23 protein-coding genes are annotated in these 26,905 nt (G+C 52.8%); 19 read left to right on the top strand and 4 right to left on the bottom strand.

Annotated elements, in window-relative coordinates; all coding sequences use genetic code 11:
• Positions 1 to 48 precede the first annotated feature (48 nt).
• The 11 genes from PHE17_RS13135 to PHE17_RS13085 all read left to right on the top strand — a co-directional run bounded on the left by PHE17_RS13135 (position 49) and on the right by PHE17_RS13085 (position 9,984).
• Entirely contained in the window at positions 49 to 351 is a 303-nt protein-coding gene (locus tag PHE17_RS13135) for a cytochrome c class I (RefSeq protein ID WP_301016328.1), read from the top strand.
• 10 nt (positions 352 to 361) lie between these two features.
• Entirely contained in the window at positions 362 to 1,657 is a 1,296-nt protein-coding gene (locus PHE17_RS13130; RefSeq protein WP_301016327.1) for an FAD/NAD(P)-binding oxidoreductase, read from the top strand.
• Between the two features lie 249 nt (positions 1,658 to 1,906).
• A complete protein-coding gene (locus PHE17_RS13125) occupies positions 1,907 to 2,614 on the top strand; it encodes a thermostable hemolysin (RefSeq protein ID WP_301016326.1) in 708 nt (235 codons plus the stop codon).
• The gene (locus tag PHE17_RS13120) at positions 2,611 to 4,002 is read left to right on the top strand and encodes an AMP-binding protein (protein ID WP_301016325.1); all 1,392 of its coding nucleotides are present in this window, start codon (positions 2,611 to 2,613) and stop codon (positions 4,000 to 4,002) included. The genes PHE17_RS13125 and PHE17_RS13120 overlap by 4 nt, the downstream gene beginning before the upstream one ends.
• Positions 3,999 to 4,670, top strand: coding sequence for an iron-containing redox enzyme family protein (locus tag PHE17_RS13115; protein ID WP_301016324.1), 672 nt, complete (start codon positions 3,999 to 4,001; stop codon positions 4,668 to 4,670). Before PHE17_RS13120 ends, PHE17_RS13115 begins: the two co-directional genes overlap by 4 nt.
• Positions 4,660 to 5,415 carry an SDR family NAD(P)-dependent oxidoreductase gene (locus PHE17_RS13110; RefSeq protein WP_301016323.1) on the top strand — a complete coding sequence of 252 codons (756 nt, stop codon included), beginning with the start codon at positions 4,660 to 4,662 and terminating at the stop codon, positions 5,413 to 5,415. The genes PHE17_RS13115 and PHE17_RS13110 overlap by 11 nt, the downstream gene beginning before the upstream one ends.
• A 19-nt stretch (positions 5,416 to 5,434) precedes the next feature.
• Complete coding sequence (locus PHE17_RS13105; protein WP_301016322.1) at positions 5,435 to 6,088, top strand: tetratricopeptide repeat protein; 654 nt, start codon at positions 5,435 to 5,437, stop codon at positions 6,086 to 6,088.
• Between the two features lie 91 nt (positions 6,089 to 6,179).
• On the top strand, positions 6,180 to 7,025 hold the full coding sequence (locus PHE17_RS13100) for a DUF6502 family protein (RefSeq protein ID WP_301016321.1): 846 nt from the start codon (positions 6,180 to 6,182) through the stop codon (positions 7,023 to 7,025).
• Positions 7,015 to 8,217 carry a DUF5666 domain-containing protein gene (locus tag PHE17_RS13095; protein ID WP_301016320.1) on the top strand — a complete coding sequence of 401 codons (1,203 nt, stop codon included), beginning with the start codon at positions 7,015 to 7,017 and terminating at the stop codon, positions 8,215 to 8,217. The genes PHE17_RS13100 and PHE17_RS13095 overlap by 11 nt, the downstream gene beginning before the upstream one ends.
• Before the next feature lie 146 nt (positions 8,218 to 8,363).
• Positions 8,364 to 8,678, top strand: a complete 315-nt coding sequence (locus PHE17_RS13090) for a cytochrome c class I (RefSeq protein ID WP_301016318.1) — start codon at positions 8,364 to 8,366, stop codon at positions 8,676 to 8,678.
• Positions 8,679 to 8,688: 10 nt separating this feature from the next.
• The gene (locus tag PHE17_RS13085; RefSeq protein ID WP_301016317.1) at positions 8,689 to 9,984 is read left to right on the top strand and encodes an FAD/NAD(P)-binding oxidoreductase; all 1,296 of its coding nucleotides are present in this window, start codon (positions 8,689 to 8,691) and stop codon (positions 9,982 to 9,984) included.
• Positions 9,985 to 10,032: 48 nt separating this feature from the next.
• Here the strand turns inward: PHE17_RS13085 and PHE17_RS13080 are convergent, their stop codons facing one another.
• The 4 genes from PHE17_RS13080 to PHE17_RS13070 all read right to left on the bottom strand — a co-directional run bounded on the left by PHE17_RS13080 (position 10,033) and on the right by PHE17_RS13070 (position 12,236).
• Positions 10,033 to 10,395, bottom strand: a complete 363-nt coding sequence (locus PHE17_RS13080) for a hypothetical protein (RefSeq protein ID WP_301016316.1) — start codon at positions 10,393 to 10,395, stop codon at positions 10,033 to 10,035.
• A gap of 101 nt (positions 10,396 to 10,496) precedes the next feature.
• On the bottom strand, positions 10,497 to 10,676 hold the full coding sequence (locus PHE17_RS13075; RefSeq protein ID WP_301016315.1) for a hypothetical protein: 180 nt from the start codon (positions 10,674 to 10,676) through the stop codon (positions 10,497 to 10,499).
• A gap of 118 nt (positions 10,677 to 10,794) precedes the next feature.
• A complete protein-coding gene (locus tag PHE17_RS21705; protein ID WP_363320116.1) occupies positions 10,795 to 11,034 on the bottom strand; it encodes a DUF4124 domain-containing protein in 240 nt (79 codons plus the stop codon).
• A gap of 32 nt (positions 11,035 to 11,066) precedes the next feature.
• Positions 11,067 to 12,236: a PilT/PilU family type 4a pilus ATPase gene (locus PHE17_RS13070; RefSeq protein WP_301016314.1), complete on the bottom strand. Its 1,170-nt coding sequence runs from the start codon at positions 12,234 to 12,236 to the stop codon at positions 11,067 to 11,069.
• A 108-nt stretch (positions 12,237 to 12,344) separates the two neighbouring features.
• Between PHE17_RS13070 and PHE17_RS13065 the strand changes: the two genes are divergently transcribed.
• From PHE17_RS13065 to PHE17_RS13030, 8 genes are all read left to right on the top strand, one after another.
• The gene (locus PHE17_RS13065; protein ID WP_301016313.1) at positions 12,345 to 13,193 is read left to right on the top strand and encodes a hypothetical protein; all 849 of its coding nucleotides are present in this window, start codon (positions 12,345 to 12,347) and stop codon (positions 13,191 to 13,193) included.
• Position 13,194: 1 nt separating this feature from the next.
• On the top strand, positions 13,195 to 13,878 hold the full coding sequence (gene rsuA, locus PHE17_RS13060) for a 16S rRNA pseudouridine(516) synthase RsuA (protein ID WP_301016312.1): 684 nt from the start codon (positions 13,195 to 13,197) through the stop codon (positions 13,876 to 13,878).
• A 105-nt stretch (positions 13,879 to 13,983) separates the two neighbouring features.
• Positions 13,984 to 15,033: a hypothetical protein gene (locus PHE17_RS13055; RefSeq protein ID WP_301016311.1), complete on the top strand. Its 1,050-nt coding sequence runs from the start codon at positions 13,984 to 13,986 to the stop codon at positions 15,031 to 15,033.
• Positions 15,034 to 15,044: 11 nt separating this feature from the next.
• Entirely contained in the window at positions 15,045 to 15,701 is a 657-nt protein-coding gene (locus PHE17_RS13050) for a glycoside hydrolase family 19 protein (protein WP_301016310.1), read from the top strand.
• A 23-nt stretch (positions 15,702 to 15,724) separates the two neighbouring features.
• Positions 15,725 to 19,153, top strand: a complete 3,429-nt coding sequence (locus tag PHE17_RS13045) for a caspase family protein (protein WP_301016309.1) — start codon at positions 15,725 to 15,727, stop codon at positions 19,151 to 19,153.
• A 138-nt stretch (positions 19,154 to 19,291) separates the two neighbouring features.
• The gene (locus tag PHE17_RS13040) at positions 19,292 to 21,760 is read left to right on the top strand and encodes an SUMF1/EgtB/PvdO family nonheme iron enzyme (protein WP_301016308.1); all 2,469 of its coding nucleotides are present in this window, start codon (positions 19,292 to 19,294) and stop codon (positions 21,758 to 21,760) included.
• Between the two features lie 26 nt (positions 21,761 to 21,786).
• Positions 21,787 to 22,020, top strand: a complete 234-nt coding sequence (locus PHE17_RS13035; protein WP_301016307.1) for a hypothetical protein — start codon at positions 21,787 to 21,789, stop codon at positions 22,018 to 22,020.
• 314 nt (positions 22,021 to 22,334) lie between these two features.
• Positions 22,335 to 26,905, top strand: a 4,571-nt coding sequence (locus PHE17_RS13030) for a CHAT domain-containing protein (protein ID WP_301016306.1), incomplete at its 3' end; no start/stop codon positions are given.

Genomic DNA, 26,905 nt, shown 5'->3' with positions numbered 1-26,905 from the left:
GTCCCCAATAAGCTTGCAGCTTCTATCTACGCAAGGGAGATCAAACCAATGAAACGATTGTTAGTTATCGCAGCGGCTGCATTGCTGTTGCCTGCCTCGGCCTACGCAGGCCCAGCTACCCTCAACCACCCCGGACGCACGCTTGCTGCCAACTGCTTTCAGTGCCACGGCACGGACGGTTACGGTCTGGAGCATCTGGCGGGACAGAGTGCCCGTGAAATTTCCGGCGAACTGCTGGAAATGAGCCTCAAAAGTAATCCACGCGGCGACATCATGAATGTTCACGCGCTAGCCTACACGCCTGCGGAGATCGACTTGATCGCCGACTACTTCGCCAAACAACCAAAATAAGGGGCACAACATGCAACGCAGAGATTTTTTACACTACCTGAGCGCTGGTGCTGCTGTGGGTATGATGGCTCCGTTCGGTAATGTCCTTGCCGCAGGCAGCGTGACTATGCCGGGTAATACGGGTGCGAACGGCAGGGTTGTGGTAATTGGTGGTGGCATGGCGGGTACGACTGTCGCCAAATACTTGCGCTTGTGGGGTGGGACAGGTGTGCAAGTCACGCTGGTTGAGCCAAACCCAAGCTATATTTCCAACATTTTCAGCAACAAAGTCCTGACGGGTGAGCGTACTTTAACCCAGTTGACGTACAAGTACGGCACACTGACCAGCAAGTACGGCGTCAAGCTTGTCACTAAATCCGTGGTGGCGATTGACCCAACGGGGCAGCAAGTGATGCTCAACGATGGCAGCAAACTGCCTTACGACCGTTTGGTGATTGCACCGGGGATTGCCTTTGATGCTTTGCCCTTATCCGGTACTGCCGCTAATCAAGCGAAAGTCGTACATGCTTGGCAAGCAGGGGCGCAAACCACGTCCTTGCAATCCCAGATCAAGGCCATGACCAAGGCTGATACTTTCATCCTGACGATTCCGGCGAAACCTTACCGCTGCCCGCCGGGGCCGTATGAGCGTGCTTGCGTGGTGGCGGATTACCTGACGCGCACGGCAAAAACCAAGGGTGCGAAAGTGGTAGTGTTGGATGCTAATCCCGGTATCCAAGCAGAAGTGGAAAACTTCACCAATGCCTTCAATAACATTCACAAGAACATCACTTACGTCCCGAGTGCTGCGATCACCAACATTGATGCCGATACTGGCACGGTCAATACCAGCGCGGGCGCGTTCAAGGGTAAGGTGGTTAATGCCATCCCACCGCACAAGGCAGGCAAGATTATTACCGACAACCCTTTGCTGGCAAGTGCAGGTGGACGTTGGGCTGGGGTGAATGTGCTGAGTTACGAGTCTAACACCGTACCTAAAATCCACATTATCGGCGACGCTGCCGCGACCACCCAGCCAAAAGCAGGGCACGTTGCCAATGCCGAAGCCAAAGTGTGTGCAGATGCTATTGTGCATTTGTTGCGTGGTGAAGCGGTTAACCCGTCGCCAATGACCAACTCAGCTTGTTATACGCCAATTACCAATAAAACCGCTTCTTGGTTGTCGGTGGTTTACCGCTACGACCCTGTGACTGGCACAATGCTGCCAACCGGCAATGGCGTGACGGAATCCAGCGGCATCAATGCCAAGAACCATGAGGAAATGCTCAAGTGGTTCAGTAACCTGATGTCAGACACCTTCGCTTAACCAACTAACACGGGGGTGTGAGCGTCATGCCCCCGTTTTCTTGCCCGCTATCCCCACCGTTTGCCCCCCCGTTAGTGATTCCTCCGATATTGCTTTGCCTCCCGGCTTTGCCGCGCCTGTTCGTCTGCCATTTCCTATGACATCTGCCTGATAGGGACTTCCGTTAACGTTTGTTCACTTGCTGTTTGCAAAATTTGGGAATAAATTCCCAAAAATGAAATTCGTCACCGTTTGAAAGGAACAAACCTGATGTTGTCTTTATACCTACGCGAGAACGACCGGGCGACTGCCAAGCTGAGCTTCCAAAGTCGTCGGGTTGCAAAAATCAGCCATATCAGCCCTAAGGTCATTGATATAACCGGCAGCATCGGCCCTGACCGGCAGAAGGTGGAAACCTTCATTAAAGGTGTGTTCTGCGATGCCTATCACGCGGACATCAGCATCCATTACCCCTACCTGATCAGTGTCAGCAACGAAGCCGGGGAAATCTTGGCGGCAGCAGGTTTCCGTTATGCCGCTGAAAATCCGTTGTTTCTGGAGCAATACACCGCGACACCGATTGAGCAGGAACTTTCCGCGCTGTATGGCAAGCCAGTGACGCGCCGCGACATTGTGGAAATCGGTAGCTTGGCATCAATGGGCAGTGGTGCGTCGGTGTTTTTGTATGCCGCATTAGCCTCCTATTTGGCTTTCAAGCAAATCCAGTACACCGTGGTAACAGGGACGCACGATTTGTACCGTCACCTGAAAGTGCTGGGTTTGCAGCCGCAGAAAGTGTGCGACGCTGCCCAAACACAGTTACAAGCGGATAGTGATGATTGGGGCAGCTATTACGCCACGCACCCCTGTGTCCTGACTGGTTCGGTACAGCACGGTGTGGAAAGCCTGCAACGTACCTTGGGTTCGGTGTACGAAAACCAAATGCCCTTGCGCTACCACACGGGGAAACTTTCATGAGTATGTTGCTGGAAATGCTGGGGCAACATGCGCATAACCTGTCAGAACGTATTGCCTTGCTCGATGGTGATCAGCAAATCACCTACGCTGACTTACTCCCCCGTATTACACAAAAAACAGCGGAGCTTAAAGGCAGCCAGTGCCGTGTTATTGGTATTCAATTAGATAACAGTGCGGACTGGGTTCTGTGGGATTTGGCGACGGTAGCCGCAGGCATTGTCTGTGTGCCGTTGCCTGCTTTTTTTACCCAACAGCAAACGGAACACGTTATCCGTAGTGCTGGCATTGACCACCTCGTGACTGCGCAAGGTTTGGTTGCCACCGGATTGGCAGACACGGTGGATTTGCCGCAAGGCACAAGCAAAATCACCTTTACTTCCGGGACAACAGGTACGCCCAAAGGTGTGTGCCTGTCACAGCAAGGTTTGGAACAGGTCGCACAAAGTCTGGTCGCGGTGATTGGTGCTGACCATGCGGCAGATCACCTTTCGATCCTGCCATTGGCGATCTTGCTGGAAAACGTGGCGGGTGTGTATTCGGCTTTACTGGCAGGCGCGACTTGCCACCTGTATGGCCTTGCGCAGATTGGGATGGGCAACCCCTTCCAGCCGGACTTCCAGCAACTGGCCTTGAAGATGGTGCTGCATAAGATCAGCTCGGCGATTCTCGTGCCAGAACTGCTGCGGGGTTTGGCCTACACGCTGATGCAAGTTGGGGTCAGGTTGCCAGACCTGAAGTTTTTTGCGGTGGGTGGTTCCAAAGTTGCGCCGGAACTGCTGTTGCAAGCGCAAGCGCTGGGCTTGCCGGTCTACGAGGGCTATGGCTTGAGCGAATGCGCGTCCGTGGTTGCTTTGAATACGCCCGCCAGTGCTTTGATTGGTGCGGTGGGCAAAGTGCTGCCGCACATCGAACTGTCCTGTGAGGATGGGGAAATCCTCATCCACAACCCCGCCTTCCTCGGCTATTTGGGTGCACCCCAGCACGGCACGTTTGCCACGGGCGACCTTGGCTATGTGGATACCGACGGATTTCTACACATTTCAGGCCGCAAGAAAAACCTGCTGATCACTTCGTTCGGACGCAATGTCTCGCCGGAATGGGTGGAAAGCGCCTTACTCAGCCAACCCGAAATCGCCCAAGCGGTGGTGTTCGGGGATGCGCAACCGTATTTGACTGCCTTACTTGTCCCGCTGACTGTGCAAGCTGATTTGGATGCTGCCGTGCGGCGTGTCAATGAAGGTTTACCCGCCTATGCCCGCGTGGGGGTGTTCCACGCCATTGCCCCTTTTACGGTAGCGGCAGGTATGTTAACTGGCACTGGTCGCCCGCGTCGGGAGGCCATCGCCAAGCAATATCACCACTTAATTTGTGAAGGAATACAAGCATGAATTTTTACGAGCAACTCGTCCAAGCCACTGAAAATGAACGTCAGGCGCTGCACACCGTGCCGCAATTGATCAGCGCCATGCGCGGCGAAATCAGTGTGGAAACCTATATCGCTTATCTGACGCAAGCCTACCACCACGTCAAGCACACTATCCGTTTCCTGATGGCAATGGGCTTGCGTGTGCCAGAAGAAAAGAAATGGCTGCACAACGTGATTGCCGAATACATCGACGAAGAAAAAGGCCACGAGGAATGGATTCTGAATGACATCGAGGCCGCAGGTGGCGACAAGGAAGCTGCCCGCCATTCCATCCCCCATCTCGAAACGCAAGTGCTGGTGGCTTACAACTACGACTACCTCAACCGCCACAATCCGGTGGGGTTTCTGGGCATGGTGTTCATGCTGGAAAGCACTTCCATCCAGTTGGCGACCCAGGGGGCGAATACCATCCAGCTTGCCTTAGGTTTGCCCGCGAGTGCTTTCACCTATTTACAGTCGCACGGCACGCTGGACATCAGCCACATGGAATTTTTCCGCAAGCTGGTTAACCAAGTGGATGATACGGTAGACCAAGCGGCGATCATTGAGGTTGCCCGCAATACGTTCCACCTGTTTGCCAATGTGCTGCGCAGCATCCCGATGGAAGGGGAGGTACACCATGCCGCTTAAAGGGAAACAGGTCGTGCTTACCGGCGGCAATGGCGGTATCGGCACGTTACTGGCCTCCATGTTACGGATGCAGGGTGCGCAAGTGACCATCATCGACCGCACGGCGGGCGAAAATACCCGCGTCACCAATCTGGCGGATACCGATGAATTGGATGCCTTGTGCGAAACCTTGCGTTTGCACCGCGTCGACATCCTGATCAATTTGGCAGGGTTGATGTACTTCGGGCATTTTCCCGAACAAAAGGCCGCGCACCTCAGCACCATGCTGATCGTCAACCTTGAAGTGCCGATACGTTTGGCGCAAGCGGTCATCCCCGGCATGTTAGAACGCGGGGAAGGGCAGATTGTAAACATCGGTTCGGTGTTCGGCTCGCTGGCATTCCCGCATTTCGTCACGTATTCCGCCACCAAAGCCGGTTTGAAAGGTTTTTCCGAAGCCCTGCGGCGCGAATATGCGGGCAAAGGCATTAGCGTTACCCACGTTTCCCCGCGTGCTGTCAAAACCCCGCTGAACAACGCCGCGATTGAGGAATTGCACCGCCGTACCAAGGTCGTGAATGACGAACCGGAAGCGGTTGCCAAGATCATCGTCGATGCCATCGTGCACAAGCGCAAGAACGTGGCGATTGGTCAGCCAGAAAGCTTTTTCATGCGCCTAAATGCCTTGTTGCCGGGCTTAATTGACCGTGCATTGGTGGGAAAGCGTGATATTGCTGATGAAATTATTGAATCTTACAAAATGTAATTATTACGGAGCGATGACTATGACATTTACCAAAACCCTGCTGAGCCTGTGCCTGATGGCAGCCGCAACCATCCCGACTTTTGCCCAAGCCGCTAGTGCTGATGTGACGGGTTTGCAACAAGAATGGGCGCGGATCAAATACCAAGTTTCCGGCAAAGATGCCCAACTGCAAGCCATCCATGCGCTGGAAGAAACGGCAGCACAAACGGTTGCCGCGAACCCCAACAGCGCCGAGCCAATGATTTGGCAAGGCATTATTCTGGCAACGGATGCGGGGATTGTGAAAGGCATGTCTGCTTTGGGTACGGTCAAGCAAGCCAAAGCCCTGTTTGAAAAATCCCTGCAACTTGACCCGACCGCGCTGGAGGGTTCTGCCCAAGCATCGCTGGGTTCCTTGTATTACCAAGTGCCCGGTTGGCCTGTGGCATTTGGTGATGATGCCAAAGCCGAAGAACACTTGAAAGCCGCGTTGAAAATCAACCCGAATGGGATTGATGCCAACTATTTCTACGGTGATTTTCTGCTGCAAGCCAAACGTTACGATGAGGCAGTCACGTATTTGAATACTGCCTTAAATGCACCAGCGCGTGCGGGGCGTCAGGTGGCGGATGCAGGCCGTAAGCAGGAAATTAAGCAGGCATTGGCAGAAGCACAAAAGGGTTTGGCGAAATAAACGGTGATTTTATAACCCCTTACCTGCAAAAGGGTAAGGGATTTTCAGAATTAATTTGACTTGCTCCCGCTTTTGGGAAAACATTCCCAGTATGAAAACCAGCCTTCACACTGCCCTTTGCCGAATTCTTAAGCCGTTGGTGCGCATCCTGCACCGCAAAGGCGTGTCCGTGGGCGAATTAAGCCAAGTGGCGAAACAAATCTACGTGGAAGTGTCGGAAGAGGTTTTGGAAGCGGCGGGCGAACGTGCTACCACTTCACGCATTGCCATTGCTACGGGCTTGACCCGCAAAGATGTAGCCCAACTGCGTTTATCCAAAACCGAGGAATATACCCCGACCGGGCGTTATAACCGTTCAGTGCGGGTATTGGGTGGATGGATGCATGACCGTGAATTTCTGGATGCCGATGGACAACCAGCCCGCTTGCCCTTACGCGGTGAACAGGGCAGCTTCGAGCAACTCGTCAACCGTTACAGCGGCGATATGCCTTACCGCGCTATGTTGCATGAAATGGAGCGGGTGGATGCTGTGTTGCACAATGAGGATGGCACGGTGCAGTTACTGACTGCCGCTTACATCCCGCACGAAAATGAAGCTGAAAAGCTCGCTATTCTGGGAACCGATGTTTCCCTACTGATTTCCACCATTGACCATAACCTTAGCGCACCCCGCCCGGAACTGCGTTTCCAACGCAAGGTCAGCTATGACAACCTGCCACTTGAGGTGCTGCCGGAATTCAAGTCAATGGTGAACAAGGATGGGCTGGATTTGCTCATTAAATTTAACGAATGGCTTTCCCAACGTGACCGCGACAGCAATACCGCTATCGACGGAAGTGGGCGGATGCGGGCAGGTGTGGGTATCTACTACTTTGAAGAGCCTGTGCCTGCCGTACTGAACAATCCGAATACCGAGGAATTGCCCGATGAGGCTTAAAAACTTCTTGTTGATGTTGTTGGCTGCCCCGTTGCTGAGCGCTTGTTTCCAAGCGGCTTTAATGTTGGCAGAAGGCGGCATTGGCGGAACGGGCATATCGACTGGCGTCATCACCGCCTTCGGTAGCGTGTTTGTGAATGGGGTGGAATACGACACGGGAACGGCAACTTTCACCCGTGATGGTATGCCTGTTTACCGTGATCGGACGGAATACCACGTTGGCGAATACGTCACCGTCAAAGGTAAGGTTAACCCCGATGGCGTTACGGGTACGGCAACCGAATTGGTATTCAACAATGTGTTGGAAGGCCCGGTAACAACCGTTTCCGCCGATGGGGTAAGCCTTGAAATCATGGGACAAACTGTCCGTACCAATGCGCTGACTGTATTCCACGGTTTCACAATACTGACGGATTTGACGGCAGGTAAAATTGTTGAAGTATCCGGTGTTAGAGGCGCGAACGGTGATATTACCGCTTCCAGCTTGACGTCCACCACCAACCCCAACTTGGAAATTTACGGCACGGCACTCAATGTGAACATATCCAACCAGACTTTCAAGATCGGCAACCTGACAGTGAATTACACAGGTGCGTTGTTAAGTGCTGGCGTACCTAGCAATGGACAATATCTGGAAGTGAAAAGCACACAAGCACTGCAAGCGGGTGTTTTGATGGCTTCGGAAGTAACGTTGCAAGAGCAATACCAGCACTTCAGCGAAGGTACGGAAGTTGAGATTGAAGGCATGATCACGTACTTCAACTCAGCCACCAACTTCACAGTCAATGGACAGTCGATCACCACCAATGTCCAAACGCAGTTTGAAGATGGCACTGTCAACGATTTGTCGGTTGATGCGCTGGTTGAAGTGGATGGCACGGTCAATGCGCAAGGTGTTTTAGTGGCGGATGAAGTGTCGATCAAGCAGTCAGCCAGTCAGCCAATTATCGAACGTGAAGGTACGGTCAGCAGCGTTGACGTGGGGGCAAACACTTTTGTGTTGGCGGGAGACCAGAACGAAACAGTGGCGATCAACAGTGCTACCTTGTGGTTGGATGAAAGGGAAGCATCGGGTTCCTTTGCGCTAGACATCTCGCAGCTTTATGGTGTGAAAGTTGAGTTGAAAGCTAAACGCAGTAACGGCAGATTGTTGGCACTGCGGGTTAAGCTGGAGGATGCCAGCGATGAATAGGCAGTAATAGGACATTCCTCCTATAGCGCTATCCTTGCTTTGACAAAGTGATTATTTGGGAATAAATTCCCATACTATCATTAAGTGATAAAGCAACAACTTACCCGGCATGGGTGAGCCGTTTGATAGCTAGGGAGATGATGGTGATGAAAACTGAAACAAAATTGGCTGGGGGATTGTTACTGTTGGCAATATCCCTGCCTGCTGTGGTAATGGCTGGCCCCGCAACATTGAACCACCCCGGACGTACACTTGCTGCCAACTGCTTCCAGTGCCACGGCACGGACGGTTACGGTCTGGAGCATCTGGCGGGGCAGAGCGCCCGTGAAATTTCCGGGGAATTGCTGGAAATGAGCCTCAAAAGTAATCCACGCGGCGACATCATGAATGTTCACGCGCTAGCTTACACACCTGCGGAGATCGACTTGATCGCCGACTACTTCGCCAAACAACCAAAATAAGGGGCACAACATGCAACGCAGAGATTTTTTACACTACCTGAGCGCTGGTGCTGCTGTGGGTATGATGGCTCCGTTCGGTAATGTCCTTGCCGCAGGCAGCGTGACTATGCCGGGTAATACGGGTGCGAACGGTCGGGTTGTGGTAATTGGTGGTGGCATGGCGGGTACGACTGTCGCCAAATACTTGCGTTTGTGGGGCGGGACAGGTGTGCAAGTCACTTTGGTTGAACCCAACCCAAGCTATATTTCCAACATCTTCAGCAACAAAGTCCTGACGGGTGAGCGTACTTTAACCCAGTTGACGTACAAGTACGGCACACTGACCAGCAAGTACGGCGTTAAACTCATCACCAAATCCGTGGTAGCGATTGACCCGACCGGGCAGCAAGTGCTGCTGAATGATGGCAGCAAGTTGCCTTACGACCGTTTGGTGATTGCGCCGGGGATTGCGTTTGATGCCCTGCCGATGTCCGGTACGGCAGCAGCACAGGCGAAAGTGGTACATGCTTGGCAAGCGGGGGCGCAAACCACTTCCCTGCAAACCCAGATCAAGGCGATGACCAAGACGGATACTTTCATCCTGACGATTCCGGCAAAGCCTTATCGTTGCCCGCCGGGGCCGTATGAGCGTGCTTGCGTGGTGGCGGATTATCTGACGCGCACGGCAAAAACCAAGGGTGCGAAAGTGGTGGTATTGGATGCCAACCCCGGTATCCAAGCGGAAGTGGAAAACTTCACCAATGCCTTTAAGAATATTCACAAGAACATCACTTACGTCCCGAGTGCTGCGATCACCAGCATTGATGCCAATACAGGGATGGTGAATACCAGTGCGGGCAGTTTCAAGGGTAAGGTCATCAACGCCATCCCACCCCACAAGGCAGGCAAGATCATTACGGATAACCCCTTGCTGGCGAGTGCTGGTGGGCGTTGGGCTGGGGTGAACGTGCTGAGCTACGAGTCTAACACCGTACCTAACATCCACATCATCGGCGATGCTGCCGCGACCACCCAGCCAAAAGCTGGGCATGTTGCCAATGCCGAAGCCAAAGTGTGTGCGGATGCCATTGTGCATTTGTTGCGCGGTGAGGCGGTTAACCCGTCGCCAATGACCAACTCAGCTTGTTACACGCCGATTACCAACAAGACTGCTTCTTGGCTGTCGGTGGTTTACCGTTACGACTCAGCATCCGGCACAATGCTGCCAACTGGCAACGGCGTGACGGAATCCAGCGGTATCAACGCCAAGAACCATGAAGAAATGCTCAAGTGGTTCAGCAACCTGATGTCAGATACCTTCGCCTAAAAACCAAAAGAGGGTGTGGGCAACCATGCCCTCTTTTTCCGTAACAACCTATTCTGCGGGTGGCGCAGGTGGCTCTTGGTTATGGCTTGGCGGCGGTGGTGGCATTTCCGGTTCTGCACGTGCTTTCGTATTATTGGGGGTCAAATACCCTGCCAGTGCGCCCATTGCGGCGGAACCGATAGCCAGTAAGCCGGATGGGATTTCAGCACCTGCGCTGAAAAATGGGTAAGCCACTGTCCCCAGTGCCACTGCGCCCAATACCCAAACTACCGTGCGGTAAACCCAGCGGTCTTCGTCTGGCGACTTGAGCTTGCGCACTTCATTCAACAGGATTTTCTTCTGGAAGATATTCATGTCCTTGTTTTCGATGATGACTTTGAATAGCTCAGCCACTTCTTTACGTGAATGCATGTCGTTTTCCCTCGCATAATCAATCGTGTCTTGAGTATAGGAGAGCCTGATAGTGGCATGGCGCAAACGGGCTATTATTTGGATGAATGGTGTGTTCGTGGTCAATAAGTGTAAAGTGCTTGGTTTCGCATCCTTTCCAGTTCGAGTAATTGATGGGCAAGTGCCTTGCTTTTGTTATGGGCGCGGATTTCCCGTGCCATGTTGTCAAAACGGGTATTGATGTCGTGGGATTGCTTGACCTCCTCCGTCATGGATAAGGCATTGCTGCGGTCTTTTTCCAAGATCAACAATTCGCGACTAAGTTGGGCTTTTTCGCTGTACTCAAACAGGCTGTTGATTTCCCTGCTGAGGTTATCGTAACGGGTATTGATTGCGTGGCTGTCTGGCGGACGGTGGTGCTCATCGGTTTTGGGGGCGGGCCGGGGGCGGTGCTTTCTCCGGGGGGGCGGTCGTTGGTGCTGCGCTCATTGGGCGTAATTGGTTCAGGGGAATGACTTGTTCCTGCGGGTTGCAATGTGTGTCTGAATAGAGGGTCGTCCCATTGGGTAAGGTACATTTGTAGATACCCTGCGTGGCTGCTTGTGCAGGGGCGGGCGGTGTTGGCGGGGCGCTGGGTTCATCCGCTTGGCAACTTACCATCAACACAAAAGACATGAGCAAGGTGAGTATTCTCACAGGGCTTCCTCCGTTTTTTCTTCTGGTTTGGGTTCGAGCGATAGTGATGCCATGAAATCGTGGGCGGGGTTACTGCCGGAAGTAGTATTGGCTTGCGGTTTTTGCATTCCTGCCGATAGGTTAATCTTGAGTTTGAGGTTGCTGGCGGAATCGGCGTTGCGTAAGGCTTCTTCCAGCGATATGCGCCCTGCGGTATAGAGTTTGTAAAGGTGGCTGTCGAAAGTTTGCATCCCTTGTTCTTCCGATTTTTCCATGATTTCTTTGATGGCGTGGATGTCACCTTTTAAAATGAGGTCGCGGATCATCGGCGTGCCGAGCAGGATTTCGATGGCGGCAACGCGCTTACCGTCGACGGTGGGGATCAGGCGTTGCGAGACGAAGGCTTTGATATTGAGCGATAAATCCATCAGCAATTGGTGGCGGCGTTCTTCGGGGAAAAAGTTGATGATGCGGTCAAGCGCTTGGTTGGCGCTGTTGGCGTGCAGGGTGGAAAGGCATAAATGCCCGGTTTCAGCAAAGGCCAGCGCGTGTTCCATCGTCTCTTGGGCACGGATTTCACCAATCAGGATTACGTCGGGGGCTTGGCGCAGGGTGTTTTTCAGCGCATCTTCGTAGCTGTCGGTATCCACACCGACTTCGCGTTGGTTGACGATGGATTTCTTATGCGGATGCACGTATTCGATCGGATCCTCAATCGTAATGATATGCCCATCGGCATTGCGGTTGCGGTGGTCAATCAGTGCCGCCAGCGAGGTGGATTTGCCCGAACCCGTACCACCCACGAACAAAATCAGCCCGCGCTTTTCCATGATCACCTTTTTCAGCACTTCCGGCAGGCCGAGCTTGTCGGCATCGGGGATTTCGGTTTTGATGTTGCGGATTACCATCGCAATCTTGTGGCGTTGTTTGAAAATATTGACGCGGAAACGGCCGATGCCTTCTTCGCTGATGGCAAGGTTCATTTCCGGCTTTTGCGCGAATTGCTGTTGCTGTTCCTTATCCATGAGCGCGTAAGCCATCTCGTGGAGCATTTCTGGGGTCATTTTGATCTTGTCGAGGGCTTTCAAACTGCCTTGGAACTTACCGGCAGGGGGAGCGTCAGCCGTCAGGTATAAGTCAGAGCCATCACGGGCGGCGAGGATGCGCAGGTAATCTTTTAGTTGCATGATGCGTTGCCTTTATTGTTATGAATTAGTTGCGGGCATTGTAACAATAAAATCCCGTGAGTGGGATGGTGCTATGCTTGTGAAAACCAACAAAGAGAGGAGCGTAAGATGAAACACCTAACACTATTGGCTAGTGCAGGGTTGCTGGCAGTGAATATGGCTTGGGCAGACGATATGCAAGAGCAAACGGCTTTTCCGTTTAGCTTTACCATTGTAAACGTCCAACAAACGACCATTAATGTAAACGAAAATAAACTGAGTGCTACCTTGTTGGCTGGCAAGGTGCAAGATTTGGGTGAAATTGAGCCGTTGGAAGGTGAAGAAGCGACCCGCTTCCCAGTGGCGCAAGTCGGCGATTTTAATTTTGATGGGGCGCAGGATGTAGCTATCCAAGACGCCATTGGTTACGGCGGTGTGAATATTTTCTACACTTTGCATTTGTGGGACAAGGCAACTGGGAAATTCCAACAATACCCCGAGCCTATCAGCAATCCGGCCTTGGATAGTGGTAAAAAGGTGCTGACTTCCTCGCAGCGTAGCGGCCCCAAGTGGTACACCACCAAGTACCAGATCAATGCAAAGGGGGCGTTATACCCTGCGGTTGAGTGGGAAATGCTTTCCGCCAATGAAGGCGCGTGGGAATACCTGACATTCAAAAACCCGCAAGGCAAAGTCACCGGGCATAAGATCGTTGTCAGCGGTGAAGAAGATGCCCGTGCGGATGCCGATTTACCCGATGCGACCGCCACCATCGAAGTGGAGAAGACGCACTTGTATGAAGCGGCGGACTCACCTGCGCCAACCAAGATGTACATTATTAAAGGCGATAAAGTCACGCTGCTGGACTGGAAACCACTGGGCGATGATACCTTCGGTGACGGGCGTTTTTTGGTGCGTTACAAGGGACACAAAGTGCTCGAAAAGTGGATTGACGGCAACGCCTTGGTGAAGCCATAACATGCGTATTGATCAATTTGTTAGCCAAGCCACCGGAATGCCGCGTTCCGAAGCCCAGAAAGTGATCCGTCGGGGGCAGGTGTTAGTGGATGGAAACATCATCACCAAAACATCGACCCACATTGACCCCGCAGCCGTGGTGTTGCTGGATGATGCGCCGATTACCTTGCCGGGTAACATTTACCTGATGTTGCACAAACCGGCGGGGGTAGTGAGTGCCACCGAAGACCCCGCGCACCGCACGGTGCTTGACCTGATCGACCATCCGCACCGACATACGCTGCATGTGGTTGGGCGCTTGGATAAAGACACCACCGGCTTATTGCTCATCACCAACGATGGCGAATGGTCACACCGGCTGATGTCCCCCAAACATCATGTGCCGAAAACTTACCTCGCTACCTTGGCGGAACCATTGACACAAGCAGCGGCGCAACAGCTACGCGCGGGTGTGCAATTGCATGGTGAAAAGGGCTTGACCCGCCCAGCAGAAGTGGAAATCCTGCCCGCGCAGCAAGCACGCATTACCATCCGTGAGGGTAAATACCATCAGGTGAAACGTATGTTTGCAGCGGTGGGAAATCGGGTGGAAGGTTTGCATCGGGAACGGGTGGGGGATTGGGTGTTGGATGCTGATTTACAGCCCGGTGAATGGCGGGAATTAATGGATGTCCATATTTCGTAAAAAGTAGTCCACTCATCATAATTTTCTTGATAAAGATTACTGTTTTTTTTGCGGGCTGATCTAAGCTAAGACAGAGGGAAAATTATGGCATAGAGGACTTTTGTTATGGGCAGAGTGTCGTTGTGTTTTGTTTTTGGCCTATCCCTTTCGCTAGGGGCGTGTTCCACGTTTGAGGGCTATCCTGATCCACCAGTCGGTGGCGCTAAGAGCCTTAAAGAAATAGATGGACTGTTATACGAGGCGCTTCAGCGCTATTCCCAGGAATCCGATCCTTTTATCCGGCAGGAAATCCGTAATAGCCTGACCCGTCAGCGGATGGTCGAGATTGATTTTTCTTACCAGCAATTCGAGCAGAACCTTCATGCTGAAAACGTGCGTGGTTCCGTGTATACAGATTGGGCGAGTACCGCGCTCACGGCGGCAATCCCTGCCACAGGTAGCACGCACAGTAAAAATGTCTTGTCCGGCCTGTCGACTGTCCTTACTACCAGCAAAACCACGTATGATAATAAAGTGCTGATGCAGGCCACCATGCCAGCATTGGTTTCCGAGATGCGTGCCAGCAGGGCATGGCAGCGGGCGGATATACTTAAAAAGCTGAACCAGCCTGTTAATAGTTACGATATTTATGCGGCTTGGTCTGACCTGAATGACTATTACCTCGCAGGTACGTTGCCGGGTGCTATTTCAGCGTTGAATTCGGCAGCAAGCAGCAAGCGGGCAAGGGCAGAGCATATAGGTGATGCCATAAGGGGGCCTGAGTCGCTGGAGCTTAACTCGGTACTTGCCACTCCACCAACACCTCCGATGAGCGCTGAGGATGTACCGTCAGATTACTTTGCGGGTTCTCCTGATAGTATGGGGGAAGAGGCTGTTGCAGTTACTCCTGATGGAGTGACAGCGGGGACTACTGAGGGAGGGGGGTCTTTTGTTACTCCGCCTACCTCGGCAAGACATATTCCAAGCAATGTAAAAGGGACATCATTAGTGTTGCAAACATGGCTGGATAAGAATGCCGGTAAAAATATTCCCCTCTTAATGGGATGGCTCAAGCAAGACCCCAGCAGGCCGCAAGTGACTAATGATTTCCTGTACAAATCCAAGCACGAAGCCCTACGGCAACAAGCGATTACAGAACTTAAAGTAACTGATTAGGAGATGGCATCATGGATAAGGCGACCTTTTTTAATAATGTCAGGAGCGCACCGTTTAATGGTGTCCTTACCGAGCGGCAAGTTGCAGGGATGGACGTAATCCTTGATGAGTGGGGCAAACGTGGGCTGAAAGACTCCCGTTGGCTTGCTTACATGCTCGCTACCGCATTCCACGAAACGGGTAGGGAAATGCAGCCTGTGCGTGAAATTGGTCGGGGGCAAGGCAAGAAATACGGGACAACCTATTATGGGCGCGGTTTCGTGCAATTAACGTGGGACTACAATTACCGTTCCATGAGTACCATCGTGGGGGCTGATTTGGTCAGTAATCCTGATCTTGCCTTGGATATGGAAATTGCCACTAAAGTCATGTTTGAAGGGATGCAACGCGGGACGTTTACAGGAAAAGCGTTACAAGATTATTTCCATACCGATAGCGACTGGTATAACGCCAGACGCATTATCAATGGCATGGATAAAGCCACCCAAATTGCAGATTATGCCCGCGCATTCTGGTTTGCACTGCTAAGCGCTGATTGTGATGCTACCCGCCAAGTACCGCGCTCATTCCAACAACCGCGTGACATCAGTTCAGACGATGCAGGGGATGAGCCAGTTGATTTCGAGTTGCGGGAAATCTTCCGTGAGTTCGGCAAAGTTGATGCTTAGGGTGTAAATGAGGGGGGGGATATATGGCTGTCTATGGCTTGCTGGTCGGTGTTAATGCTTACCAAAATTCCACGATTAATCCGCTGCGGGGCTGTGAAAACGATGTCGAGTTGTTTGCACAAACCCTGCATGAGCGTTTCAATGTCCCGCATGGGAATCTCGAAGTCCTGACCAACAAGCAGGCAACCCACGCTGGTATTGTCAGTGGTTTTCAGCAGCACCTGATTGAACGCACATGGGAAGTAGACGATACAGCGGTGTTCTATTTCTCCGGTCACGGTGCGCAAACGGCTGCGCCCGAAATATTTTGGGACATCGAACCCGACCAATTGAATGAATCGTTGGTCTGCCATGACAGTCGTACCCCCGGCGTCCCTGATTTGTTGGACAAGGAACTGCGCTACCTGATTGCGCAACTTGCCGCGAAATGTGGGCATATCGCCATCTTTCTGGATTGTTGCCACGGTGGGCACGGCACGCGCTTTGTGGGGGAAACACCGGAAGATGTACGCCTTGCTTCCGTTGACATGACCCAATACCCGCTGGACTGTTTTGTCTTTGGGCAACAGGCCGGTAAGAGTGTTGACCAAGCCCAACTTAAAAACCTGATACCGGATTCGGGTAAACACATCTTGCTGTCCGGTTGCCAAGACTTCCAGCTTTCCATAGAAAAGGCGCAAGGCCCGGCGTTCCGGCGGCACGGCTTGTTCACCTATGCGCTATGCGAAACCCTGTCTGCTTTGCAGTACCCCGTCAGTTATCAGGAGTTGCGTAACCGCGTCTATCAGCGGGTGCAAAGCCAAGCAACTAGCCAAAGCCCACAAATTGAAGCCATTGCTGGTGCAGATGTCACTAAAACCGTCTTCGGCACTGAGCTACAACCCTTACGGATGCTGGCTTTCAAGGACAAGGATGGGCAGTGGAAACTCAACGCGGGTGTCATGCATGGCCTGAATACGGGGGATGAAGTTGCCTTGTTTGGTAATGATGCCGATACCAGCCAATGGCAAACCAGCCTCACCAAAGCCCTCATCCAACAGGCCGAGAGTTTTAACAGCACCCTGAGCATTGCTGATACCAGTAAATTGGCGGGGAACGAATACACTGCCATCATTACCCGCCAGCACTTCCCTAAGATGTCGGTAAATTTGGTGGGGGATGAGAATGGCATCCAAGCCTTACGCGCTATCTTGCAACGGGATGAATTACCTGCTGATCCCGGTCGTTTCTTGCAGGAATCGGGGCAAGACCCGCGCTATGCCCTCCATGCCGATAATGGCACTTATGCGGTGACACAGGCCGCTGATAGCCGCCCCTTATTTAAGGTGACGCAAAGTGCAAGTGAGGCATTGGAGCAAGCCGCCGTTATGGCTCGTTGGCATCAAAAGCTGCACTTAAACAACGCGGCAACCCATTTGGATAACCCCGTTGAAATCGTCGTGACTTATGATGGGGAAAAGTACATCAATCAGGATGTCACGTTAAGCTACCGTTTCGACGGTACGAAGTGGGAAAAGCCGCGTTTCAACTTAGAATTGCGCCTTAAACTAGGTCAGCCACGTTTGTATTACGCTTTGCTCTATTTCGATGGCAGCACGGGAGAAATTTCCAATGTGCTTGCCAGCGGCGGCTGGATAAGCGATGCACAACCTGTTGTGAAAGCGTTTGAGGGGAAAGCCATTCCGCTCAAGATCAAGGATGAGTTGCTCGCCCAAGGCATTACCCGCATTCAAGATTCGCTCAAGCTAATTGTCTGCGAAGAGGAATTTGATTCCAGTTTGCTGAACCAGCAAGCCCTGCAATTGGGGGATACCAAAAACGCCAAACGTGGTTTGAAAAACAGTCTGGAACAGTTTGCCAGTGATGCGCATAACCGCTCACTCGATATTGATGATGAACCCAGTGCAGCACCCGACTGGACAAGTAACGTGATCAATATTGCCGTGATCCGCCCGCAGGAAACCCGCTCGGTATCTGCGCAACAACCTGCAACATTACTGGGGCAGGACGATGTGCGGATTGAACCGCATTCAGGTTTTCGTGGTCAGGTGCGGCTGGTTAGCTCCCATCCGGCTACCCGTAGTGTGGAAAAAATTGCTATCCCAGAGCCAGCCCTGTTTGCCGATACAGCCAACGCTTTTACCTTTACACAAGGGCGTGGCGTTGACTTGGGGTTAGATGCTTTGGAGGTCTTCCTAGGCGATGATGCCAATGCTGTTTCACCGCAAAATCCATTGAAGCTGTCGCTCAGCGAACCGTTGCTTACCGGGGAGCAAATCATCCCGTATGCATATGACCGGGAAAACAACCTGTTCCTGCCCTTGGGGCGTGCCAGACAAGGGAAAGACGGACGTACCCACATTTACATCGAAGATTTGCCCGAAGCGGCATCGAGTACGCCAGATGACAGCACCAAGTCGCTGGGCAGTGCGCTGAAAATCTTTTTCCGCAAACTGGTTTACCGCGATTTGCTGCGCATTGATGAGGAAATCCAAACGCTGGGTATTCCAGAATTTTCTGCCGACAATCCGTTGGAAGTTTCCGGGTATATCACTGACCATACGATTATTGCCGCAGAAGTTGCAAAGGCTAAACGCATCCTGTTAGTGACGCACGGTATTATTGGGCAAACCCGCACGATTGCAGGTTGTGCCAATATGCTGCACACCGACGGGCAAGCACCTTTAGCCAGCCAATACGACTTGATCCTGACGTTTGATTATGAAAACCTGAATACCCGCATCCAAGATAACGCCAAAGCCCTTAAAGCCTTGCTTGAAAAAGTGGGGGTGACGGCTGCAAATGGCAAGCGTATCGACATCCTTGCGCATTCGATGGGCGGGCTGGTGGCGCGTTGGTTCATTGAGCGCGAAGGTGGGGATCAGGTCGTCAATACTTTGGTAATGGCTGGCACACCGAATGGCGGCTCACCTATTGCCAGCCTCAAGGAACACGGTTATGCCGTGGTCAAAACGTGGGCTTACGGTAATCTGGTCGCAGTCCTGAATGGACTTACCACCGCTTATGTCGGTGGTGTGGCGGTCGCTGCCCTGATGAAACTGCTGGATGCGGTTGATAATAGCCTTGACCAAATGGCTCCGAATTCTGATTTCATCCACGAACTGGCGAATTCCTCTGCCCCGCAAAATGTCCGTTATGCGGTGGTTGCGGGTGATACCACTGGCCTAATGATCCTCCCCGACAATTACACCCAACGGCTTTCCAAACTGTTGGAGTACCTCGGCAAACGGCTCAAGGTGGAAGCGTATGAGCTACTGACCAAGAAGCTGTTCAAGGAGGCCAACGACATGGCGGTGGGTTGCGGCAGTATGGCGCAGTTCAATCCGGCGTGGCAGGAAACTGTCGTGGTGGAAGCGGTGCGCTGTGACCATTTGTCATATTTTGCGGATAAGGAAACCGTGCGAAGGATTGCGCAACACTTGCAGGGGTAAAGAATATGAACAGGGCTGGCAGTAATAGCGCTTTTCATAAAACTTGATAAATCTGGCTTTCTGAATAGGTATTTGTGTATAGAATGAAGATGTCATCCCGAGTCGGATGTTACTCGCGAGTTGAGGGGAGTTAGCCTGATGCCTGCTAAATCGTATTCCAAGTCGTATTCCAATTTTGACTTGCTGTTGACTGAAACGGATGGCGGTTATGAAGTGCGTGTCGTTGATTCACCTGCTGGTCAGGCCAGTCACACGTTTTCTCTGCCATTTTCTACCCCTGAGCTAGAGGTGTTCATCCTCAAAATTGGGCAGAATCGTGGCAGTATTCGCAGTCTCAATCTTGAAAATATTGATATTTCCTCGGTCAAAAAGTTAGGTGGTGCATTGTACGATTGCCTCTTTTCTGGTGATGTTGCGGAGCGTTTTCGTACCAGTTTGGCAGTTACAGAACGGGAAGGTAAGGGATTACGTATTCGCTTGTTCTTATCTGGAGCTCCATCTCTGATCAATATTCCATGGGAATTGTTATATGATACAACAAACAAGGATTATGTTGGATTATCAGTAAATACTCCTGTCATTCGTAAGTTAGATTTGGCGAAGCAGCCATCCATTCGTCAAACAACGGGTGTGTTGCGGGTATTGGTAATGATTTCCAGTCCAGCAAATCATTATCCTCTGAAAGTGGAACAGGAGTGGGATCGAATCAATACGGCTACACAAAGTTTGCAGGCTGATGGTAGGCTCATTTTAGAGCGAGTGGAGCCATCCTTGTCAGCCCTACAACGGGCATTGAGGCGCAACGAATATCACGTTTTTCATTACATCGGTCATGGTGGGTTTAGTAACCAAGATAATGATGGTGTACTGGTATTAGAAGATAAAGAAAAAAAGGGGCATTTGGTCAGTGGGCAATATTTAGGAGCACTGCTGCATGATGAAACCACGCTCCAGTTGGTATTACTTAATTCCTGTAGTGGTGGGCGAACTTCTGTCACCGACCCATTCGCTGGTGTAGGGCAAAGTCTACTGCAAAAAGGTATCCCGGCGGTCATTGCCATGCAGTTCGAGATTACAGATGAAGCTGCTATCACCTTTTCACATGAGTTTTATGCTGCATTGGCGGATGGCTACCCGATTGACGCGGCTGTCGCTGAAGCCCGTAAAATGATCTATGCCGAAGCTAATCAGCTTGAGTGGGCAACACCTGTTCTTTATACTAGTCTTGAGAGTGGAACTCTTTTGGAAAAGCCAACCCCCGAGGACATTCGGCTTTATAAAGAGCAAGCGCAAAAGAGATTGAGCCAGCAGAAAAAGAATGATTATGTTGATATGCTGAGGGGATTTGGTGAAAGATTGGTCATCAGAGGGGCGGCGGAATTAAGCCAAGAGAGTACACCTCTATCAGTATTGGAAGCAGGTATTAATACGTCGAATAATTATGTAAAAAATTTGTTTTCTGGTTTTTTTGAAAAGACGAAACCCCCCAATAAAGATATTGAATCTACAGCCAAAGAAATAAGGGGGGATCAAAAAAAACCAGAAACTCAAGAGGAAAATAAATCATTTGATGCTGTTATTGTAGATAAGGAGGCTAAGTTATCTGATGCTACGACTACAGATAAGGGAGAGTTGTCTGATGCTACGGCTATAGATAAGGAGGAGTTATCTGATGCGGCAGCTATAGATAAGAAGGCTAAGTTATCTGATGCCATAGTTACTGCTAAGGCAGTTAAATTATTTGATGCCAAAAATTTAACTGTAGCTGAAAAAACTGAGATTGGTGATTTGAGTACGCCTCGATGGGCGCGAGAATCTGGTATCGATGAATATGGACGTTATGCTGATCTTGATATAAAAGGTATTATCCAACGTTTCCGCTGGATTGACGCGGGGACATTTTGGATGGGTTCGCCCGGAACAGAGGTTGATCGTGAGGCTTTCTTAATGGGTAAGGAAGTACGACATCAAGTGATATTGTCACAGGGTTTCTGGTTGGCAGATACGACTGTTACCCAGTTATTTTGGAAGACCGTATTGGGGAACAATCCTGCTTCTTTTAAGGATGATGAGAGCAATCCAGTTGAGCGAGTGAGCTGGAATGATGTTTATGAGTTTATTCAAACGCTAAAAAGCATTAATTCTGACTTGAATATTCGTCTGCCTACCGAAGCGGAATGGGAGTATGCTTGTAGAGCAGGAACAACAGGGCCTTTTTCATTTGGAAACAATATTTCTACTGAGCAAGTAAATTACAATGGCAAGAACCCCTATGCTGATGGTGATAAAGGAGTGTATCGAAAAAAAACAGTTCCAGTTAAATCAATGCTAGCTAATTCTTGGGGATTGTATGGGATGCATGGGAATGTCTGGGAATGGTGTCAAGATGTATGGCAAAAAAAATTGTCGTGTAATGTTGTTACAAATCCTGAAAGTAATGTAGGTTATTTCCATGTGGGAAGTATTCTAAGAGTTGTACGAGGTGGTTCATGGTATAGTGATGGCAAGTACACGCGTTCTGCTGTTCGTATTAGTCAACAACCTACTGAAAGAAGCGATGCTATCGGTTTTCGGCTTGTCATAATTAATGCTGAGATTATTTTGTGAAATTCTGTTAATAGAGGTGTGCTTATATGATCAATAATCAATATGTTATAGCAAGTCTGGGTAATAGTGAGGAGGATGGTGCTGAGTCTGGGGATGTTTATCAGATTGGCTCAGGCGAGATGCGTGCTTATATGGATGCTTATAACGAACCTCCGAGGGATTCAATTATGTCATCTCACTATGTTTATTATTTTGGCGGATTTATAATTCTGATTGCTATATATTTTATTGTCAGGGTGATTTTAAATAAAAAACGATAATTTTAGTAGTGTTGTGTTAAGTCCCTATAGATCATATAGAGTTCCCTCTTAAGCAAGTCTGGAGCCGATCACTAGCACCACAGGGGGCTTGCAGTGCCTCCTGCAAGCGCGGAACCAGCAATCGGGGGTGGCGAGTGGCGTTTTCCATGATGGATACCTGCGTCATAAGATCAGGAATAGTATAGCGTGAAATCAGGATTATTCCGCAGTAAAAATAGGAATAACTCATGCCGTATTTTTTGATTTAAATCCCATCAAGCGAAAGTTATTACCACTATAATTTACGCATATCCCCAAGTGAGGAAGGGCTTGCCATGCCGTCAGGGTATCTTCCAGTCGTGCTGTTGCTGGGTGCAAAAAGCACCGCAAACCCGCTTGCCTCCATCCCCGCCGAACTCAGCACTCTCAAAGCCCTGTTCGAGTCCCAGCGGGCAGACATTACCCCCTTCGACCTCCAATACGAACCCTACTTCACCCAAGACCAGCTCAAAACCACCCTCGACCAACTTGCTGGGCGGGTCGCCATCCTGCACTTCGCCGGGCATAGCGATGCTGGGGTGCTGCTGAGCGATGACAAGGCAGTGTACGCCGAACATATTGCCACCCACATCAGCACGTGGTCGCGCCCGCCAGACTTGATCTTCCTCAACGGCTGCCACAATGCCGCGCAGGTGGAAGCTTTCCATGCGGCGGGTGTGCCCGTGGTGATCGCCACCCACCGCGCCATCAACGATGCGCAAGCGGCAGGGTTTGCCCGCGAATTCTACGCCTCGCTGCTGGCGGATGGTGGGCAGGTGGCGTTGCAAGCGGCATTCACGCGGGCGGGTTCCAAGGTGCTGCTGTCCGAGGCGCGGCAGGCACGTTCGTTGGACATCGACACCCTCAAGCAGGATGACGCGCAAACGTGGGACTGGAGCCTGTTCCCGCGTGACCCGCAGGCGCTGGAGTGGACGTTGCACGGACTGCTGACCCACGAACGCCCACGTTTCGATGCCAACGGCGAATTGCTCAACCCCTACCGGGGGCTGGAAGCCTTCCGCGAGGAAGACCGCGCGTATTTCTTCGGGCGTGAGGCACTGAGCGGCGAACTGTGCGACAAAATCCCCGCCACGCGCCTGTATGCACTGTGGGGGGCAAGTGGCAGCGGCAAATCCTCGCTGGTCAGTGCGGGCGTAATCCCCCGGCTGCGTGAAGTGGGCGGCTGGCTGATCCTCAAGACCCGCCCCGGCAATGACCCGTTCCGGTTGCTGGCGGCTGAAATCGCGCTGGTGTTCCACCCCACCATCCGCGCCAACCGCGATCAGGAAACCGAAGGGCTGGTTGGGCAACTGAAAAATGCCACCCTGCATTGGCCTGACAAAGTGGCTGACCTGCTGCAAACCAGCGGTAGCCAGCACCTGCTGTTGTGCATCGACCAGTTCGAGGAACTCTTCACCCAGTCCGACCCTGCCACCGCACGGGCGTATGAGGCGCAACTGATCCGGCTGGTGGAAGCCGACCTCAAGGGTTGCACCCTGCTGCTGGTGATGCGTGCTGACTTCCTTGCCGCAGCGCTGGCAAATGAAGCCTTCGCCAAGTTGCTGGACAAATCCCCCGCCAAACTGCTGCCACCGATGGGGCAGGCCGAACTGCGTGCCGCCATCGAACAGCCCGCCCGCAAACAGCGCGTCACGGTCGAGCCAGCCCTCACCGCCGCGCTGCTGGATGATGTCGAAAACCAGCCCGGCAGCCTGCCACTGCTGCAATACGCCCTCAGCCTGCTGTGGGAACAACGCGACGGCGACGGCCTGCGGCTGGATGCCTACAACCAGTTCGGCGGGCTGGAAAAGGCACTCGAAATCCGTGCCAACAGCATCCTTGACGGCTTCTCCACCACCGAGCAGGAACAGGCCAAGCACATCTTCCTGCGTCTGATCCAACCCGGCGACGGCAGCGAAGACACCCGCCGCCGTGCCGATTTGCGCGAATTCGGCGACGACCCCGCCGCCCGCCACATCATCCAGGCACTGGCAGACGCCCGCCTGATCACCACCCAGCAAACCGACGGCAACGAAGCCGCCTTCGCCGAAGTCTCGCACGAAGCCCTGATCCGCCACTGGGGCAAACTGCGCGAGTGGATCGCCGACAACCGCGATGCGCTGCGCACCCAGCACCAGATCAGCAAGGGCGCGAAAGATTGGGCGGATGGTGGGCGTGATGCTGCGTGGTTGTTGACAGGCTCGCGGTTGGCGGTGGCGCAGGAGTGGTTGAAGGGGAATGCAGCGCAGGCATCGGAACTGGAGGCGGAATTCATCGAAGCCAGCATTCAGGAGCGGGATCGGCTGAAGGAGGAAAAAGAACAACAACGTCAACGTGAACTGGCCTTGCAGGAAGAAAAGCGCGTGCTGGCGGAGCAGAAAGCTGAAGAGCAGCGGAAGTCGTTGAAGAAAACCCGCTGGTTGTCAGGAGTGATGGCAATCATCGCGGTTATCATGCTTATAGCGGCAGGCTTTGCTTGGCATTACGCTAACCAATCCCAAGTTGCAACGTCGCAGGCACAAGCGGCGGCGGAAGAATCCAGACAGCGTGAGTTGCAGGCCAACTATAACCTCGCCAAGGTGTTTGAAGAAAAAGTGTCTCAACGCATCCCAGTCGAAGTGGTCAAGGGTGAAAAGCTGGCTGATCCACTAGAGGTGCGTGCTGCATGGTTGTATGGTCTGGATGCTGCCGTACAGGCAGTGCCAGAGGGTAAACAGGCTGTGCTCCCCGCCACCTTGGGGCGTTTGAGCACTATACGTGAACAGGATTTATCAACGGAACGCAAGCAAACCCCCTCACTCAATATCGGCACTATCAGCGCACTGGCGTACAGCCCGGATGGCAAGGTGATCGCCTCCGGCTCAGGGGATAAGACCGTGCGGCTGTGGGATGCGGCGACGGGTCAGGAACTGAAAACGCTCAGCGGTCACACGGCTGATGTGTCGGCACTGGCGTACAGCCCGGATGGCAAGGTGATCGCCTCCGGCTCAGGGGATAATACCGTGCGGCTGTGGGATGCGGCGACGGGTCAGGCGCTGAAAACGCTCAGCGGTCACACGGATTCTGTGTCAGCACTGGCGTACAGCCCGGATGGCAAGGTGATCGCCTCCGGCTCAGGGGATGATACCGTGCGGCTGTGGGATGCGGCGACAGGTCAGGCACTGAAAACGCTCAGCGGTCACACGTCTTTCGTGTCGGCACTGGCGTACAGCCCGGATGGCAAGGTCATCGCCTCCGGCTCAGGGGGGGATAATACCGTGCGGCTGTGGGATGCGGCGACGGGTCAGGAACTGAAAACGCTCAGCGGTCACAGCGCTTATGTGTCAGCACTGGCGTACAGCCCGGATGGCAAGGTGATCGCCAGCGGTTCAGGGGATGAGACCGTGCGGCTGTGGGAGGCGGCGACGGGCAAGGCGCTGAAGACGCTCAGCGGTCACAGCGCTCCTGTGTCAGCACTGGCGTACAGCCCGGATGGCAAGGTGATCGCCAGCGGCTCAGGGGATAAGACCGTGCGGCTGTGGGAGGCAGCGACGGGCAAGGAGCTGAAGACGCTCAGCGGTCACAGCGCTTATGTGTCAGCACTGGCGTACAGTCCGGATGGCAAGGTGATTGCCAGCGGTTCAGGGGATAATACCGTGCGGCTGTGGGATGCGGCGACGGGTCAGGAACTGAAAATGCTCAGCGGTCACACGGCTGATGTGTCAGCACTGGCGTACAGCCCGGATGGCAAGGTGATCGCCTCCGGCTCAGAGGATAAGACCGTGCGGTTGTGGGATGCAGCGACGGGAACAGAGTTGAAGACGCTCAGCGGTCACACGGCTTCTGTGTATGCACTGGCGTACAGCCCGGATGGCAAGGTGATCGCCTCCGGCTCAGGGGATAATACCGTGCGGCTGTGGGATGCAGCGACGGGAACAGAGCTGAAAACGCTCAGCGGTCACACGGCTTATGTGTCGGCACTGGCGTACAGCCCGGATGGCAAGGTGATCGCCTCCGGCTCTTGGGATAATACCGTGCGGCTGTGGGATGCAGCGACGGGTCAGGAAATGAAAACGCTCAGCGGTCACACGGCTTATGTGTGGGCACTGGCGTACAGCCCCGATGGCAAGGTGATCGCCTCCGGCTCTTGGGATAATACCGTGCGGCTGTGGGATGCAGCGACGGGTCAGGAACTGAAAACGCTCAGCGGTCACACGGCTGAAGTGTATGCACTGGCGTACAGCCCGGATGGCAAGGTGATCGCCAGCGGAGGAAGGGATAAGACCGTGCGGCTGTGGGATGCGGCGACGGGAATAGAGCTGAAAACGCTCAGCGGTCACAGCGCTTATGTGTCAGCACTGGCGTACAGCCCGGATGGCAAGGTGATTGCCAGCGGTTCAGGGGATAATACCGTGCGGCTGTGGGATGCGGCGACGGGTCAGGCGCTGAAAACGCTCAGCGGTCACACGGCTGAAGTGTATGCACTGGCGTACAGCCCGGATGACAAGGTGATCGCCTCCGGCTCAGGGGATAAGACCGTGCGGCTGTGGGATGCGGCGACGGGGAAGGCAATGAAAGCGCTCAGCGGTCACACGGCTGATGTGTCGGCACTGGTGTACAGCCCGGATGGCAAGGTGATCGTCTCCGGCTCAGGGGATAAGACCGTGCGGCTGTGGGATGCGGCGACGGGGAAGGCAATGAAAGCGCTCAGCGGTCACACAGATGAAGTGTCGGCACTGGCTTACAGCCCGGATGGCAAGGTGATCGCCTCCGGCTCAGGAGATAAGACCGTGCGGCTGTGGGATGCGGCGACGGGGACGGCAATGAAAGCGCTCAGCGGTCACACGGATGCTGTGTATGCACTGGCGTACAGCCCGGATGGCAAGGG

It is taken from the genome of Thiothrix sp., assembly GCF_028714775.1.
Classification (GTDB): Bacteria; Pseudomonadota; Gammaproteobacteria; order Thiotrichales; family Thiotrichaceae; genus Thiothrix.
This window is presented reverse-complemented; position numbering and strand designations above follow the sequence as displayed.

Excerpts from the sequence above, each read along its gene's own strand:
- PHE17_RS13135 (WP_301016328.1), top strand. The coding sequence starts at position 49 with ATGAAACGATTGTTAGTTATCGCAGCGGCTGCATTGCTGTTGCCTGCC.
- PHE17_RS13130 (WP_301016327.1), top strand. The coding sequence starts at position 362 with ATGCAACGCAGAGATTTTTTACACTACCTGAGCGCTGGTGCTGCTGTG.
- PHE17_RS13125 (WP_301016326.1), top strand. The coding sequence starts at position 1,907 with ATGTTGTCTTTATACCTACGCGAGAACGACCGGGCGACTGCCAAGCTG.
- PHE17_RS13120 (WP_301016325.1), top strand. The coding sequence starts at position 2,611 with ATGAGTATGTTGCTGGAAATGCTGGGGCAACATGCGCATAACCTGTCA.
- PHE17_RS13115 (WP_301016324.1), top strand. The coding sequence starts at position 3,999 with ATGAATTTTTACGAGCAACTCGTCCAAGCCACTGAAAATGAACGTCAG.
- PHE17_RS13110 (WP_301016323.1), top strand. The coding sequence starts at position 4,660 with ATGCCGCTTAAAGGGAAACAGGTCGTGCTTACCGGCGGCAATGGCGGT.
- PHE17_RS13105 (WP_301016322.1), top strand. The coding sequence starts at position 5,435 with ATGACATTTACCAAAACCCTGCTGAGCCTGTGCCTGATGGCAGCCGCA.
- PHE17_RS13100 (WP_301016321.1), top strand. The coding sequence starts at position 6,180 with ATGAAAACCAGCCTTCACACTGCCCTTTGCCGAATTCTTAAGCCGTTG.
- PHE17_RS13095 (WP_301016320.1), top strand. The coding sequence starts at position 7,015 with ATGAGGCTTAAAAACTTCTTGTTGATGTTGTTGGCTGCCCCGTTGCTG.
- PHE17_RS13090 (WP_301016318.1), top strand. The coding sequence starts at position 8,364 with ATGAAAACTGAAACAAAATTGGCTGGGGGATTGTTACTGTTGGCAATA.
- PHE17_RS13085 (WP_301016317.1), top strand. The coding sequence starts at position 8,689 with ATGCAACGCAGAGATTTTTTACACTACCTGAGCGCTGGTGCTGCTGTG.
- PHE17_RS13080 (WP_301016316.1), bottom strand. The coding sequence starts at position 10,395 with ATGCATTCACGTAAAGAAGTGGCTGAGCTATTCAAAGTCATCATCGAA.
- PHE17_RS21705 (WP_363320116.1), bottom strand. The coding sequence starts at position 11,034 with ATGGTAAGTTGCCAAGCGGATGAACCCAGCGCCCCGCCAACACCGCCC.
- PHE17_RS13070 (WP_301016314.1), bottom strand. The coding sequence starts at position 12,236 with ATGCAACTAAAAGATTACCTGCGCATCCTCGCCGCCCGTGATGGCTCT.
- PHE17_RS13065 (WP_301016313.1), top strand. The coding sequence starts at position 12,345 with ATGAAACACCTAACACTATTGGCTAGTGCAGGGTTGCTGGCAGTGAAT.
- rsuA (WP_301016312.1), top strand. The coding sequence starts at position 13,195 with ATGCGTATTGATCAATTTGTTAGCCAAGCCACCGGAATGCCGCGTTCC.
- PHE17_RS13055 (WP_301016311.1), top strand. The coding sequence starts at position 13,984 with ATGGGCAGAGTGTCGTTGTGTTTTGTTTTTGGCCTATCCCTTTCGCTA.
- PHE17_RS13050 (WP_301016310.1), top strand. The coding sequence starts at position 15,045 with ATGGATAAGGCGACCTTTTTTAATAATGTCAGGAGCGCACCGTTTAAT.
- PHE17_RS13045 (WP_301016309.1), top strand. The coding sequence starts at position 15,725 with ATGGCTGTCTATGGCTTGCTGGTCGGTGTTAATGCTTACCAAAATTCC.
- PHE17_RS13040 (WP_301016308.1), top strand. The coding sequence starts at position 19,292 with ATGCCTGCTAAATCGTATTCCAAGTCGTATTCCAATTTTGACTTGCTG.
- PHE17_RS13035 (WP_301016307.1), top strand. The coding sequence starts at position 21,787 with ATGATCAATAATCAATATGTTATAGCAAGTCTGGGTAATAGTGAGGAG.